Origin of the sequence: Xenorhabdus aichiensis (assembly GCF_028598775.1) — a bacterium.
Lineage (GTDB): Bacteria > Pseudomonadota > Gammaproteobacteria > Enterobacterales > Enterobacteriaceae > Xenorhabdus > Xenorhabdus bovienii.
On sequence record NZ_JAQRFO010000026.1, the window covers coordinates 54647 to 69096 of the forward strand.

General features: G+C 46.9%; 14 protein-coding genes and 1 pseudogene. 3 read left to right on the forward strand and 12 right to left on the reverse strand.

Features of this window, described 5'->3' with window-relative positions; genetic code table 11:
• Positions 1-2 precede the first annotated feature (2 nt).
• From dnaB-PI to PSI22_RS12745, 3 genes and pseudogenes are all read right to left on the reverse strand, one after another.
• Positions 3-1367 carry an SPI-7-type island replicative DNA helicase gene (dnaB-PI, locus tag PSI22_RS12735; RefSeq protein ID WP_273580080.1) on the reverse strand — a complete coding sequence of 455 codons (1365 nt, stop codon included), beginning with the start codon at positions 1365-1367 and terminating at the stop codon, positions 3-5.
• Complete coding sequence (locus PSI22_RS12740) at positions 1351-1746, reverse strand: hypothetical protein (RefSeq protein WP_273580081.1); 396 nt, start codon at positions 1744-1746, stop codon at positions 1351-1353. The genes dnaB-PI and PSI22_RS12740 overlap by 17 nt, the downstream gene beginning before the upstream one ends.
• Positions 1743-2405 (reverse strand): annotated as a pseudogene (locus PSI22_RS12745) (ParA family protein); the annotation flags it as partial. The pseudogene PSI22_RS12745 and the gene PSI22_RS12740, both read right to left, overlap by 4 nt.
• Here PSI22_RS12745 and PSI22_RS12750 point away from each other — a divergent pair.
• The 3 genes from PSI22_RS12750 (at position 2332) to PSI22_RS12760 (ending at position 5399) form a co-directional block, all read left to right on the forward strand.
• The gene (locus PSI22_RS12750; RefSeq protein WP_370689026.1) at positions 2332-2841 is read left to right on the forward strand and encodes a tyrosine-type recombinase/integrase; all 510 of its coding nucleotides are present in this window, start codon (positions 2332-2334) and stop codon (positions 2839-2841) included. The pseudogene PSI22_RS12745 and the gene PSI22_RS12750 sit on opposite strands and share 74 nt — an antisense overlap.
• Positions 2842-2980: 139 nt before the next feature.
• On the forward strand, positions 2981-3187 hold the full coding sequence (locus PSI22_RS12755) for a helix-turn-helix transcriptional regulator (RefSeq protein WP_273580082.1): 207 nt from the start codon (positions 2981-2983) through the stop codon (positions 3185-3187).
• 106 nt (positions 3188-3293) lie between these two features.
• Entirely contained in the window at positions 3294-5399 is a 2106-nt protein-coding gene (locus tag PSI22_RS12760) for an AAA family ATPase (RefSeq protein WP_370689027.1), read from the forward strand.
• Between the two features lie 321 nt (positions 5400-5720).
• On the opposite strand, the gene PSI22_RS12765 is transcribed toward PSI22_RS12760, so the two are convergent.
• From PSI22_RS12765 to PSI22_RS12800, 9 genes are all read right to left on the reverse strand, one after another.
• Positions 5721-5990 carry a PAAR domain-containing protein gene (locus tag PSI22_RS12765; RefSeq protein ID WP_273580083.1) on the reverse strand — a complete coding sequence of 90 codons (270 nt, stop codon included), beginning with the start codon at positions 5988-5990 and terminating at the stop codon, positions 5721-5723.
• A 21-nt stretch (positions 5991-6011) separates the two neighbouring features.
• Positions 6012-6779: a hypothetical protein gene (locus PSI22_RS12770; RefSeq protein WP_273580084.1), complete on the reverse strand. Its 768-nt coding sequence runs from the start codon at positions 6777-6779 to the stop codon at positions 6012-6014.
• Between the two features lie 98 nt (positions 6780-6877).
• Entirely contained in the window at positions 6878-7441 is a 564-nt protein-coding gene (locus PSI22_RS12775) for a hypothetical protein (RefSeq protein WP_273580085.1), read from the reverse strand.
• 77 nt (positions 7442-7518) lie between these two features.
• Positions 7519-8964, reverse strand: coding sequence for a hypothetical protein (locus tag PSI22_RS12780; protein WP_273580086.1), 1446 nt, complete (start codon positions 8962-8964; stop codon positions 7519-7521).
• Positions 8961-9521 (reverse strand): DUF4123 domain-containing protein, encoded by a 561-nt coding sequence (locus PSI22_RS12785; protein ID WP_273580087.1) that lies wholly within the window; start codon positions 9519-9521, stop codon positions 8961-8963. The genes PSI22_RS12780 and PSI22_RS12785 overlap by 4 nt, the downstream gene beginning before the upstream one ends.
• Positions 9458-10231, reverse strand: coding sequence for a type VI secretion system Vgr family protein (locus PSI22_RS21385; protein WP_370689028.1), 774 nt, complete (start codon positions 10229-10231; stop codon positions 9458-9460). Before PSI22_RS21385 ends, PSI22_RS12785 begins: the two co-directional genes overlap by 64 nt.
• Positions 10137-11477: a type VI secretion system tip protein TssI/VgrG gene (gene tssI / locus PSI22_RS12790; RefSeq protein WP_306310575.1), complete on the reverse strand. Its 1341-nt coding sequence runs from the start codon at positions 11475-11477 to the stop codon at positions 10137-10139. The genes PSI22_RS21385 and tssI overlap by 95 nt, the downstream gene beginning before the upstream one ends.
• A 34-nt stretch (positions 11478-11511) precedes the next feature.
• Positions 11512-13338 carry a type VI secretion system baseplate subunit TssF gene (locus PSI22_RS12795; RefSeq protein WP_273580088.1) on the reverse strand — a complete coding sequence of 609 codons (1827 nt, stop codon included), beginning with the start codon at positions 13336-13338 and terminating at the stop codon, positions 11512-11514.
• 676 nt (positions 13339-14014) lie between these two features.
• Positions 14015-14450: hypothetical protein (locus PSI22_RS12800; protein WP_273580089.1), on the reverse strand; the 436-nt coding region annotated here is incomplete at its 5' end.

Sequence of the window (14450 nt, forward strand, 5' to 3'; positions counted from 1 at the left end):
CTTTACCTCCCGCTGCCATCGAAATCAGAAAAACGGGTATATTGCGCCTCAAACCGCACACGTACCGTGCCTGTCGGTCCCTGACGCTGCTTACCGATAATAATTTCGGCGATCCCAACATCTGGAGTGGCCTCGTGATAGACTTCATCGCGGTAAAGGTGCAGGATCAAATCAGCATCCTGCTCCAGCGAGCCGGAATCACGCAGGTCACCATTATTGGGGCGTTTATCCGGACGGTTTTCCACCTGCCGGTTAAGCTGGGACAGCGCCAGCACTGGGCACTCCAGCTCTTTACCTAACGCTTTCAGGCTGCGGGAGATATCGGCAATTTCCTGAGTGCGGTTTTCCTGTCCGGGGGCGCACATCAGCTGGAGGTAATCCACCATAATCAGAGCAGGTTTACCGTATTTGCGGGTATAACGGCGGGCACGGGCACGCAATAGCGCCGGTGTCTGGTGGCTGCAATCATCGATAATCAGGCGCTGATCCCACTGGCTGAACTGCTCCAGACTCTGGCTTATCCGTCCCCACTGCTCGTCATCCAGTATCCCATTGCGCAGGGCACTTAAGGCAGCCCCACCTTCCATAGACGACAGACGCAGCATCAGTTGCGCCGTCGGCATTTCCAGACTGAAAATCTGCACCACCGCATCGTCCCGCTGTCGCAGGGCACCAAGGCAACAGGCCAGACCCAGTGCGGTTTTGCCCATCGAAGGACGCGCGGCCAGCAAAATAAGGTCACCCGCCTGTAAGCCACAGGTCATTTCATCCAACACCTGAAACCCGGTCGGCGTGCCGGTGATCCCGTTGCTGCCCTGAATGCGTTCTAGGTGAGCAATCAACGCCTCCGCCCCTTGCAGCAGGGTGACTTCCTGCTGCTGTCTGGCCGCCCCTTTTTCTGCCAGACTGAACAGCTGGCTTTCCGCCTGTTCGGCCAGGGTAGCGGCCTGAACATGGGGTTGAAAAACATCCACGCTGAGGGATTTGCCCAGCGCCAGCAACTGACGCAACTGACTTTTTTCTGCCACCATGCGGGCATATTCCACAATATTGGCGGCACTGGGCGTGTTTTTACACACTTCCGCGACGTAGGCAAAGCCCCCAACGCTGTCCAGACGCCCCTGATGTGCCAGTAAATCAGTCAGGGTGAGCAAATCATACGGCGTGTTTTTTTCCGTCAGCTCGGCTATCACCTGATACATTATCCGGTGTGCCGGAAAATGAAAATCTTCCGGCGTCAGAAGCTGAACAAGGTCATCCCAGCGCTCATTATCCAGTACCAGTCCGCCAATCACGGCAACTTCCGCATAATAATTGCAGGGCTGGTCTTCGCTGACGGTCTGTATAAAATCATGCGGAAAATCCATCAGCGGCCTCCCTGCTGACATAGTTCAGCGCCGCGATTAACCGCTGTTGCAGTTGGCGGGAAGCCACCCAGAACAGCACTTCGTTGGCGGTTAAATACTGCGGTTTACCCTGCTCCCAGCCGCATTTCAACAAGGCCACATTATCCGGTGTCCCGGGCATCAGTGACAACGCACGTAATTCTTCTTCACTGCGGGGACTGAAATGTTCAACGATGTCAGGCGAAATGCCCCAGACAACCGGTAATAATGCCTGAAATTTTGCCAGTGCTGTTTTACGATCCGGCGCATCGACAAACACAAACCACTCATCCTGTGTATCCGTAAACGGCAATTCGGCATTGTCATAACAAAAGCAGACAGCACGCCAGATAACATTCATTGCACGTCCCCCGTGGGTTGGCTGACCAATACGGCATCAAACTTTGCGGCCCATTCGGGGAACAACTCACAGGCGAGAGTATGCATGGTTTGCGCCGCCGCCGGACTTTTGCGAGCGGTTTTGTATTCCAGACGATGAACAGGCTGGGCACGGACATGCCCCAGTTTGTAGATATCCAGCAGATCAATGCGAGTGCTCAGCAACTGATAAACCTTTCTGCCACCCAACGCTGACGTGTCATAGCGTTGCTGTTCGATAATATCGGTCAGTTCATTGAGTGTATCGCGATCCAGATTGGTGCCTTCAATGCCATTGGCCAATATCTGAATAAGCGGAAGCTGAATGCCGTAATTTTCAAATGGCTTGAGGCGGGTCAGCATCCGCAACGTGCCGCGCAGAAACTCCCGTACATCGGGCAAAATCGGTTTGATTATCCCCAAAACATACTGAGTTGCAGTCAGTACGACCAGTTCGGTCATCACCCCGGTCGCCCCTTTGGAATCAATGATAATGACATCATATTGGTGGAAGCGCGGATGTTGCAGGATATTACGCAGGCGCAGGCGGCCATCCGGGGCATGCAGCATGGCCGTCGGCAGAAGCTCATCAGGATCATTGGAGACAATAATATCGAGATTGCAGATCGCCGAGCGGGAAATGAAAACGGATCACATTGTACCGTTGAGCCGTCAGGCGGTTCGTCTTATCAACGCGTTACACGAACTGAGCGGCAACTGCGACGTGATGTTCCCCAGCGATCATAATTCCGCGAAAGTCATGAGTGAAAACACGGTTAACAAGGCATTACGCGCGATGGGGTACGATACTCAAATCGAAGTCTGCGGGCATGGTTTCCGCACAATGGCACGTGGTGCAATGGGGGAATCCGGCCTGTGGAGCGATGACGCTATCGAGCGCCAGTTAAGCCATATCGAACGAAACAACGTGTGGGCGGCCTATATTCACACCTCTAAACATCTGGATGAACGGCGGCTGATGGTGCAATGGTGGGCGGATTATCTGGATGCGAACCGGGAAAAAACAGTGACGCCGTATGATTTCGCCAAACCGCTGCGCGACAGAGAAAACCGATAGTACGATTTGCAATCCATTAATTCTCATCGTGAGAAAAACAATTAACTCTGTTCATTTAATCTTGCTTTTTAAATAATCCGCCTGTCATCAAATAACGTCCACGATGAGCGCTCAGGGACTCGGTAACAGGAGAATTAATATGACAATGACAGCAGTGAAAACACACTTTATTCGTTTACCGGAAGTACAGCGCAGAACGGGTTACAGCAAAGCGTGGATCTACAAACTGATTAGTGACGGCACATTCCCGAAACAGGTCAAGATTGGCCCGCGTTCAGTGGCTTTTATTGAATCAGAGATTGATGACTGGATCGCCCAGCGTATTGCGGGATCACGGGCGGGATAACACAGAAAAGACGATGACATAAGAACCGAACATAAAACACAACGCCCCAGAGTGTCCGACCACATCTGAGGCGTTTGACCAACAACCGTTAATTAAGGTAAAAACGATGGCTGATACACAGCATACCCAAACTCGCCCTGAATTTACAGTTCAAAAAACAACGGGCAACCCAAAACCGCTTGATCTAATCCAGACCGTGAAAACATCGGCGATGTATTCGTGGCAAAATCTGCTGCCTGCCTGTGGCATTGATGTTCCGGCAAAGGGAAAGCACGGTGCCTGCCCTGTCTGCGGCGGCACTGACCGCTTTCATTTCATCGATGATCACCATCACGGCAACTGGCATTGCCGCCAGTGTGACGCCCCGAATTATGGGGATGGACTGGATTTAGTAGCGAAAACCAACCGGATAACAATTACGGAAGCAGCCAAAGTTGTTGCGAAGGCGCTGGCACTGCCTTTGTCCGAACCTAAGCCCACCAAAGAAATTATCTATCCAACACAATCCATTGCCGAAAGAGTTGCAGCACTGATGGCGCAGACTGTTGCCGGGCAATCTCCCTATTCGACGACAAAAGGGCTGTATTGCTCTAATCAGCGGCTGTTGCCTGACAATTCGGTATTGCTGCCGTTGACAACACTGGATAAAAAAATCACCGGCGCGCAGATCATCAAACCCAATGGCGAGAAAAAATTATTATCCGGCAGCCAGAAAAAAGGGGCGTTTATTGCGTTGTCAGAGCCGGAAGCGTACCCCTACACGGTCATCATTACCGAAGGTTACGCTACGGCACTCACGGTTAATCAGCTATATAAAGGCACTGTTTTGGCGGCACTGGATGCAGGCAATTTATTATCTGTTACCAAAGCCGTTCGGGAACGTTGGCCGGACACAAAAATCATTCTTGCCGCAGATAATGACTGGCATCACCTCGGTGAACTCGATAAGAACGGTAAACCGAAAGTGAATACTGGCAAAATCTCGGCAGCAAAAGCAGCTATTGCGGTTAATGGCTGGGTCACATTGCCACCGGATAATATCAAAGCTGATTGGGACGATTATCGGCAACAACACGGCATTGAAGCAACAAAGCAGGCATTCAGTAACGGGTTATATCAGGCAGGGAAACCAATGAACCGTCACACAATAGAAAGCCGCCGTTATGACAATGTCGAAAGCATTTATCCAAAACGCAAAACAAAATTACCGTTGTCAGTGGGTTCGGCAGGATTTGATGCTCAGTTAGACTACGTGGTTAAAGGTATTATTCCGGCGCATTCCCTGTGCAGCATTTACGGCGCGAGCGGATCATATAAGAGTTTTCTGGCGGGAGCATGGGGCTGTCATATTGCTACGGGTAAGGCATGGGCAGGTAAACAGGTTGCTCAGGGTTCCGTGCTGTATGTTGTTGGTGAAGGCGGGATCGGCGTACCACGGCACATCAAAGCATGGGAAATCGTCAACGGACAGACGGTTGAAAATATGTATCTGATCAATACCCCGGTATTTCCGGCCTCGCCTGCCGAAGTGCATGAATTGGTGATTGCCGCTCAACAGGTTGAAGCGGAAACAGGCCAGCCTGTACGCCTGATTATTCTGGATACCCTCGCTCGCTGCTTTGGTGGGGCTGATGAAAATGATTCAAAAGATATGGGCGCGTTCGTCCGGGGCTGTGACGAACTGAAAGCCAAAACAGGCGCAAGTATTCTGGTGGTTCACCATTCCGGCAAAGATGAAAGCAAAGGCGCAAGAGGCTCTAGCGCTTTTCGGGCTGCGCTGGATGTTGAATATCGGATCAACAGGGAAGGGAAAAAAGGCGGTGCGCTGGTTATCACCTGCACCAAAATGAAAGATGCCGAAGAGCCGGAAACCCAAGCCTATGATATGCGTGTGGTTGAACTTTTTACCGATAAAGACGGTGAATATATTACCTCACTGGTTCTGATTGACAGGCCGCGTGATCCGGTTGAGGAGGAGGAAATCGGTCATATTTCCAATAAGACCGATAACCACACGGCATTGTGGCAATGTATCCGGTCACGCACTGCCCTGAAAGAGCCTTGCAGCATTGCCCTTGTGCGTGATGATTTAAAAGCGATGGGGGTGAATGTGAAGAATTTCAGCCGTTGGTTAACCAAGTTAGAGCATGACAGGCTGATTACCCGGAGCGGGCAGGAACTGACCCTTGTTAACCTGAACAATGAAGATTAAAAAGTGAGGCAGAAAGTGAGGTGCAGTGAGGAGAGGAATTTTGTGACTCACCGGATTCCTCACTTTTCTCGTATATATACGGAAAAAGTGAGGAGAAAAAAACCATTGATTTTTAAGGATAAATAAATCTCAATTCCTCACCTGTTTTTGCAGTGAGGAAATAAAAAGTGAGGAGAAAAATGAGAAGCTGGTGAGGAGTTCCCCTCTTTTTCTGGCAAGTGCTTTTTCAGATCTCCGTGTTACCGGGTTAATGTATTAGCCTGGTAACACGGAGAAGACAAGCGCAGCGCGTCAGTAAAACGCTATAGGAGAAGATACTTATCATTCCATAGCAAGCAAACCTTTCTGACTGGCAATCAGTTTTGCACCACAGGCTGTGCTCATACCTTCCAGTGCAATCTGTTTACCCTTATATTTTAAGGACACACTCCCTTCGACTATCGGGAATGTATCCTCACATTTTGGGCAAACAACTAAATCACCTTTTCCAGCAACCGGAATCCCTTGGTAGATATAACCCTCAATAGCGGTGATGACTTTACCACCATGATCGGTTTTATCGTTTAACCGGATAACGGCTTTATTTGTCATATTTATTCCCTCCTTAATTGACTATATTCCTATATTATTGGAAAATATTTTCAAATAATCTTTAACTTCTTTTTCTATCTTCATGATCACTGAATCAGTATCAGAATAATATTGCCTGAACAATTTTTTATTTAAATGAGGCAAGAAAATATCCTGATCAAATTGATCGCCTAATAAAAACATTATCAGGGTTAAAAAAGCTGATTCATTAGCATTTTTCATGCCATACTGACCCGACTTCTCAACGCCGAATTGGATAATTTTTTTGATACTATTCTGTTTAATATATCGGTATTTTTGTGGATAAAGGGAATTCAAAAGTGCATCTACGTTACTTTCATAGGTATTCCATTGAACGTTTAAACCTTCAATATTGATACTCTGTAATTTAAGTAGACTGGTTTTCAGATGTTCATCCTGTTCGCCATGTACTTCATTCAAATATCGAGTAACGTCATGATAAAGTAGCGTTGTTCTTTCTAATTGTCCAAGATGGGTGTGATTATCAAGAAGTTCCTTTACCCATGAATATGGTGGATCAGTCTGAAACCCTGCACCAAACAAAATCAACATATCAATATAAAACTGAACAGGACCACGTTGATCAAACCCAGCGTTTTTTGTTTTTTCTATGGCGTCTGTCAGTACGGTTTTTAAGCCTTCTTTGCCTAATTGCATTTCAAGGTAAGGATAGGATTCATTACAATGAGCTACTAATTCATCAATATATGTATTGATCGAATAATTTTTTAGTTTATTACATTGTTCTTCATTAAATTCTATGGTCATATTTATGATATCTCCGATCATAATGACTAAGGCTATAGTCGCTGGTGAAATATATTGTTTATGTCATTTTCAATTCAGCGACTATAGTTTCCAATTTATTATTTATATGAATCAATCTTACCTTCTAGGTAATCGCGGTAGGTCATAATATCTCTATGACTATTATGCCATTCATTTTCTCTTAGAATGAACCAATATGAATCATATGTATATTCATTTTCATATATACTTCTAATAACTAGTAATTCATATTTTTTTCCTTTACAAGGAAATTTTAACAAAAAAAAGTCTCTAACTGGTTTTAATGATTCTTCATCAAATTCCGTATAGACGTACTCATAATTAAATTCATCTTGCATTAACTTTAAAAAATCAATAGAATTCATGTTTTTTAAAATATGAAGCTCAGGAAAATCTCTTGAGTCATTAATCTTTTCTTGTAATGTCCTTGTTATTTTCAGGGATTTAAGTACATCAACGCTATTAACATTTTCAATAGGAATAAATTTTTTGTTAATCAGAAAAAAATCACTCACTTTAATATATTGAGAAGTAGCCAACCATTCACTGGCATCAAACCACACTTTTTTACTAGGATATTCTGAAGAATTTTCATCATACGATGGCATCAGTATTGCCATTTTATATTTTTGCATATGCATATAATACCCCCCTAAAAAAAATAAAATCAAAAGTATCAGAATAGATATTCTTGCACTGTTTTTACGTGGTAAAAATCTCACGATTTCCACTCTGTTGGCTTATAGTCTTGCGGACCATTTTTTAACCCATACGGCGTATCGCCTGTACCCGGTAATCTCCAGGAGCCATTTGGTGCGATAGGACCACCACCCTCTTTTTCATTAGAATTCCTAGTTTTCAAATCTATATTTCTCTTTTCCATTATATCATAATCTTTGGGTTTTTCCGGGGGCTTGGCATTCTTAATACCTATAGATACTTCATAATTATATGCATCAAGTGCAGCCTTATATTCTTTAATAACTTTACTATATTCCTTAGCCTCTTTAGTCTCCTTATCCGTGCCATATATTCCTATATAAGTGGAACGTCTCTCAAAAGCTTTTACTTCGATATCCCAGGTATTCGCCATTCGTTGCGCCGGGCTTTTATTCTGACCGGCATCAGGTATCCCGGTAAAATCGCCGGGCCATCCGTTATCAACGGAAATACCTGCACGACAAGCATAGGTTGTTATTTTAGCATCAAAATCAAATATTGATTCATACACCTTTTCAATCTCTTCTGGTCCAAATAGTCCATTAGCTTCATCCTCTCCTTTATAATGAAAAGTAGCATAATCAATAATGCCATGACAGAAAAACACCATCTCTTTAATCAACCTTTTCTTTTCTTTCCGTTGATTTAGAAAATCGATAAGTCCTTGCTTGTTTTTTACATAAACAATACGTCCGCCTAACCCTTTAGTGTATTCGTCAATCCTCTTACTATCCTTTTTGGTATATCCTTGCTCAAATACAACCATAATACGTTGCACTGCGTGATCACCCTGACTGGCTTGAGGAAAAAGCTGCAACTGATGTAATCCGCAATTAATAAAACGGTATTGATTTCCCGGTGATTCTGTAAAGATATTCCAATCTTTTTCCCAATCTATAAGAGGATCCACAATTGTTGTAACTGTTCTCTTCGCTGCTCCTGCGCTAAATTCCCCAGGTGCTGTTCGGGCACCCACCACGGTAATATAATCATATCCACTGATATACGGTTTTTCGGTGGTGGGTTCACCCGTATTTGTGAGCAGACTGATTTTCCTTTCTTCCAGTTCCTTTAATGAACCAAAACTGCGACGCCTTCTTTCATAACTTTTGGCCAATTTGCCAACCAGTACGGTTACTTCTTCCGGCTGCCGAGTCATAATACGGTCGGTTTCGCCTTCGCCATTTGTTTTACCAAATCCCCTTGCAGGGATGGAAATAAAGGCATACGGCACGTTACTCACATTAACCTGATTATCAATCGGCAATAATTTTAGCTGATGACTGAATTTTTGGTTGCATTTCACGCCCACATCACCCACTTTTCCCGCACAGTTGGGAACGCTCGTAGGGTGAGGGATTTTACTTTTTTCTTTTTCAATCTTTTTGGCGATGTCGTTTTTCCAGTCTGATAAGACTGAGGTGAGACTGTTTTTTTCCTTCATGATGCAATTCCTTTTACAATATAGGCCTTGTTATTAAGCTGATATTGCCATGCTTCAATATTTTGAGTGAACAGAGTCAACTGTTCCTGCGTAAAAAGGTGTGGTATTTGATGCAGAACACTGGGGTCATAAAAGCGCAATAATGCCGTTTTCCCCGTCTTTAATTGGATATTCAAGTAGAACTCGAGATGACGGGTCAGTTTATCCAGTGACTGTGTGGTATACAGCCAGGAAACAGCCGGTGCAGCGCTTTCCAGCCGCAGGAATTTGTCTTCCCATGCCTGAGCCTGACACATATCAAACAGCCACGGACCGGCAAAGGCGATTTCCGCATCCGGGAATTGCCGGAACAGCGGATTATTCAGTCCTGCGATATACGTCAGTTCTTCATCAAAATGGCGCTCGTACTGTAAGCCATCCACCAAGGCATATAACTTCATCTCCGGACTCGTTTCCCGATATTTTTCCCATTTTTCCTTGAATGTTGCCGTCATTATTCTCCCCTCATCACCATCACTGAGCCGGTTGATGCGGCTTCCATCAGGCAGGACAGACATATTTTTTCCGGTGGCACAGCAACCCGTTTTTCAGTCTGAGCCACATTAACCGGTGCCAGTTTATCCAGCCTGTCCGGCAACTTACCGCCCCAGCCTGAGCCACTACCCGGTGCGCCGCTGCCAAAGTTAACCAACCCACTACTACTGATCCCGCCTGCATCTATTTTCAGAAAGTGCCCCGCCGCCTGAAGGGTCAGCTCAGCCCCCGCATCAATTACCACTTTAGCGCCGGAACTCAGGTGAATCTCATTACCGCTTTGGGTTAGCAGCGCATCGTCGGCTTTGATATGGAGTTTTTGCCCAGTTGACAGCGAAATGTCATTGCCTGCCTGTACGCGGTATTCATTATCAATACGCAAGTGGGCGTCATTTTTAATGTGGTGCGTCCGGTTATGGCCCACATTGTGGGTTTCATCATTCAATACCTGCGCTTTTATATCTTTCTGCGCATGAATAAACACCTCTTCACTGCCTTTGGCATCATCAAAACGCAGTTCATTAAACCCTTCGCCTTTGTGGGTTTTGGTTTTAAATGTGGTGCAGGTTTTGGCGGAGGGTAAATCCAGTGGCGGGCGGTTCAGGCCGTTATAGACACAGCCGGTGACTATCGGACGGTCAATATCGCCGTTGAGATAGGAGATAATCACTTCCTGCCCGATACGCGGGATCGCCATAAAACCAAAACCGTTGCCGTTCCAGCCCTGCGCCACGCGCACCCAGCAGGAAGCAGGAAGCACTGTCATCGGCCTTGTCGTAGCGGTTCCAGTGAAAATGCACTTTGATCGCGCCATCTTTATTAACGAAAATTTCTTCGCCTTCCGGCCCGACCACCGTGGCACTTTCATCCCCGTCGGCCTGCGGTTTGTAATGAAACGGTGGCCGCCAGTCGGAAAACCCGTCGATAAAACTGAAATCGTTACTGAGTGTTGTGCCCTCACCGCTGTTATCGCCCAACGCCTGCGGACAACGTCCGTGATGGCTGATTTCAACAATCTGCCATCGGGTATTGAGCGGCTGATGCGGATGATTTTCGATTTCGAAGATTTTCCCCGGTCGCAGTTTAATGCAGTTGCTCTGCCCGCTGCCCCGTTGCGTCTGGTTTTTCAGCACTTCATGGCGGTATTTTACAAACGGTTTGCCTTCCGCTTCCTGCTGGAAACGCCCGTAACTTTCGTAAATGGTATACGGCGTGAGTGAGCCTAATGCCTGATAGTCCGGGCTGCTTTCCAGTTGATACACCTGAGAAAGAGGCCTGTCGGGGTTGTAATCCCGGTGGATACTGCGTTTCGGTGCCATACCGACCCCCAGACGCACCTGGTAAATCACATCCTGCCCGTGGGCGGTGTCCCGCTGGGGTTGGTATTGCAGCGGAAGATTTGCCGTCATGCCCAAATGGCTGTCACTGAAAAACAGCGTCTCATCCTCGAACCAGAAACTGATCCCTTCTTCCGCTGCCAGTCGGCAGAAGAACGCATAGTCAGACTCCCGTTTCTGGGTGGTGTATTCGCGGCGCTGGTGCGGATCTTCCAGTTGCGAATCGGCGCGGACATAATGTTTTTTCAACAACAGGCTGAGGATATCCGGCACATTTTGACGATGGTAAATATGGCTGTCCTGATTCAGCGTCAGCCGCCAGAGAAAAGGGCGCACAGTGAAAGTATACAGCGTTTTGTTGCCATCAGTGCCACACCAGTCGGCATGGGAAATAATCCCGGTGATTTTGCGCTGCTCCGTCTCCCCGTGGAAAACCTGCAATACAGCTTCCTGCATCAGCAGGGCAGTTAAATCAATTTCCAGTTTGGGTTTAAAAGGGTTGGCGGGCAACGACTGAACCAGCGTCAGGTTCAGGGTGAAGAGATCAGACAGCCCTTCCCGCAGGGTAAAATCTGCCACGGCAAACGTCTCTTCGGGTAAATCCCCTATCCGGCAAAGAAAACGCAATCCACTTTTTAGCATTTTATCTCCTTATTTACATTAACATATCAAGACATTACATTTCACTGCGCAGCCCAGTACGCTGCCGGAATGTCCATAACGCCTGTTGCTCACCTTGCCGGTAAATGTTTAACAGAATGAAATTGCTCTGCACAATGAAACACGTCAGCAGTTCATCGAGAATCCGGCAGAACTGATACATGCTGCCGTCATTGTCATAACAGGCTGGATCAAGGGTAATGTGCAGGGTGTTGCCGTTAATGGAACGCCCCTGTCCCTGTTTTGTATTGTCCAGACGCGCACCTGACCGGGCATCAATCCGCACAATGCCGTTAATATGCTGCTGCATCCGGCGGCTCAGGGTACGATCATGATCCGCGTAACAGTCATACAGCCCCAGAAAGCCTTTCAGAGATTTAGCATTGAACAGCAAAAAAGGTGAGCAGTTTAAGAGATTGATCAGCAACCAGTCTGATTTTCCTGTCACCATCGGCGGGAAATCGGGCGACACCGGCGTAATATTGCGGGCGTGTAAATGGGCGGGCACCGGGGCCTGTGTGTGCGTAATTGCGCCGACACCTAATTGCATGGCCTGAATATGGTAACCGGAAACATGGGCACACACCGTCTGGGGTGACAGATTGTTCGCCGCTTCGCCGTCCATACCAATAAAACGGATCTGGTAATGTCGGCGTCCCAGCAAATCGTCTGTGATCCATGACTGAAAGTAGACGTTATCAGGATCGCCCTCATTCAGCAGCCAGCCACTTTTGGGCTGAAACTGGTCAATGGGCAGGAAACGGCTAGGCTTGCCACGTGGAGCGCTGTCTTGTGCCGTTTTTCCGCCGGGTTGTTTGGCGGTCTGAATGCTTTTTATGTGGAAAAGCCGCACAGTATCGGCCAGCGCCAGCGGATAATAGGCATTATCCGGTTCTAATGAAATGGGTTGGCTGACCATCGGTTCCAGATGGATCGCAGGGACACAGCCAAGCTGAAAGGCATCACCCAGCTCATCCAGCGGCAACTCCCCATGCAGGCGGATGATCAGCTCACCGGTGTTATCCGGGTTTAACCGCAATGCGCGTTGTTCCCTGATATCCAGCGTCATGAAACTGAATACATGGGGCAGACAGTAATACTCCGTCATCTGTTGTAAGCGGGCAAAGGGCCGTTTTTCAGTGGGTAACAGTGTATGCCGGAAATTCTCACTCCAGCCCAGAAAATCACTGCTTCTGAGCCTGATTTCGCTTTCCGCTGTTCGCAGGTAGATCTCCTCAATATGCATATCCAGCCACAAACTTAACTGAGCCGCTCGGTTTGGATCAGTGCCCAGAAAGAAGTGCAGTTTTCCACCTGACCAGACCGGCTGCGTATTTCCCGTCTGCTGTAGCGTCAGCACAATATCGCTGTATTCACGAGTTTTCCGGATCTGTTTGTCCAACACCATAAACGGCTCAACAGGCAAATCGCGGCAGGTACGAAACGGTAAATTCTGCTCCGCCGCCGCCGCCGTGACCAGTGTGTTTTTCGGAATAGTCACCGCGCCCTGATGTATTCCCTGATGGGGTGTGAATTGCATTATTGTCGTCGGGGGCACGGGGCGCAGGGTATGCGGCCAAATACGGGCGAGCGTTTCATGGGACACTTCGGGGTAGGTATCATCGACTTTACAGCGCACACCAGAGGACAAGAGCGAAAAACCTTCCATAATCCGCTGGATATCCGGGTCACTGGGATGATCCAGAAATTCAGCCAGAAGGGGATTTTCGGCGGCGGCTAATTTCATTTTTTCACGCAGCCACGTTAGCTCTTGTAGGTACAAGGATTCCTTCTGATTTTTCACTTTGCGCGTTTCTTGTACAAATACGTCATTTATCGGCATTCCATTTAAAATCTTTATGGTTAATAAAGCAAATTGCGTTGATTTAATTATAATATGGAATTATAAGTTAAGTTAATTTAATTAATAAACTGAGATTTTTATCTCAATTTAAGCCAAGTTTCAAAAAACAGAAGTAGCATTGACCCTACCCGGCTAATCAGCTAGCATCCTGCTTGTACTCTAATGATCTTATCGCCTGCAAAGATCGCCTTCGGATGGCGAAATAAAACTCCTATAGCCTGAAAGGGAGAGCCAATATTGCGGTACATCTGCGCACTTTTGGAAGCAGATATCGCTGGACAACAACCTTCCGTCCGGCGATGAAAGTTATCCGGTTTCTTGATTTACCGGCTTATCACTCATACAGAGCAGTACCCTGCTACGTTTAGCATTACAATTTAACCCTACGCGATCTTAATCCACGTTTTGATTAACGCACGATAAACGTCCCAAACACTGCGCGGCGTCACTTGCGTTTAAGCGGAGCGATTACCAAGTGACGCCGCCAGGCGGCAAACGTCCAGAGCACAACTAGACTGGCCTTACGCACCCTTTGAACCTCGTATTACAGAGTGACAGACACTTCCACAGGCATTTTTCTGCTTTAATCGACTTATTCCCGTTTATTTTTAACCCACTGCCTTGTAACAGGCCGATACAGTAAAAAAAGGAGAAATCACACCACGTCAAGTAATGAGGCGTTCATCCTGACCGAAATTAGGCGCTGAACGGGGAGTACTCCATCGCTGTGCTGAGCACGTAGCGAACTCCTGCAATAACTCAACGCAACCCTCGCCCTGCTACACATTATCTGACGTACCACGGAATGGTGAACCTGAACCGACACGCAGGGAAATGTTTCGAAATAAGTAAAATGATCTGAAAATACAGGGGAAATGCGGATAGCGAAGCGATTACGAACGAGAACAAACAACAAAGATTGGTTTAGCCGTCCGTATTCTCCTCTGAGTTTACTCAATATATGGGGACAAGATTCACTGTGCCTTAACCAATAAAAGGGTTTAACTATCCATCTAGTCGCGCATTGATTCAAATGAATTTGGAGTACGCGATCACTAGGTTCAGCGGGTTTATAGCCGTTAAACTTAGTC

Bases quoted from the DNA above. Each gene is read 5' to 3' on its own strand.
- dnaB-PI (WP_273580080.1), bottom strand. From the start codon at position 1,367: ATGGATTTTCCGCATGATTTTATACAGACCGTCAGCGAAGACCAGCCC.
- PSI22_RS12740 (WP_273580081.1), bottom strand. From the start codon at position 1,746: ATGAATGTTATCTGGCGTGCTGTCTGCTTTTGTTATGACAATGCCGAA.
- PSI22_RS12750 (WP_370689026.1), top strand. From the start codon at position 2,332: ATGGCCGTCGGCAGAAGCTCATCAGGATCATTGGAGACAATAATATCG.
- PSI22_RS12755 (WP_273580082.1), top strand. From the start codon at position 2,981: ATGACAATGACAGCAGTGAAAACACACTTTATTCGTTTACCGGAAGTA.
- PSI22_RS12760 (WP_370689027.1), top strand. From the start codon at position 3,294: ATGGCTGATACACAGCATACCCAAACTCGCCCTGAATTTACAGTTCAA.
- PSI22_RS12765 (WP_273580083.1), bottom strand. From the start codon at position 5,990: ATGACAAATAAAGCCGTTATCCGGTTAAACGATAAAACCGATCATGGT.
- PSI22_RS12770 (WP_273580084.1), bottom strand. From the start codon at position 6,779: ATGACCATAGAATTTAATGAAGAACAATGTAATAAACTAAAAAATTAT.
- PSI22_RS12775 (WP_273580085.1), bottom strand. From the start codon at position 7,441: ATGCATATGCAAAAATATAAAATGGCAATACTGATGCCATCGTATGAT.
- PSI22_RS12780 (WP_273580086.1), bottom strand. From the start codon at position 8,964: ATGAAGGAAAAAAACAGTCTCACCTCAGTCTTATCAGACTGGAAAAAC.
- PSI22_RS12785 (WP_273580087.1), bottom strand. From the start codon at position 9,521: ATGTCTGTCCTGCCTGATGGAAGCCGCATCAACCGGCTCAGTGATGGT.
- tssI (WP_306310575.1), bottom strand. From the start codon at position 11,477: ATGCTAAAAAGTGGATTGCGTTTTCTTTGCCGGATAGGGGATTTACCC.
- PSI22_RS12795 (WP_273580088.1), bottom strand. From the start codon at position 13,338: ATGCCGATAAATGACGTATTTGTACAAGAAACGCGCAAAGTGAAAAAT.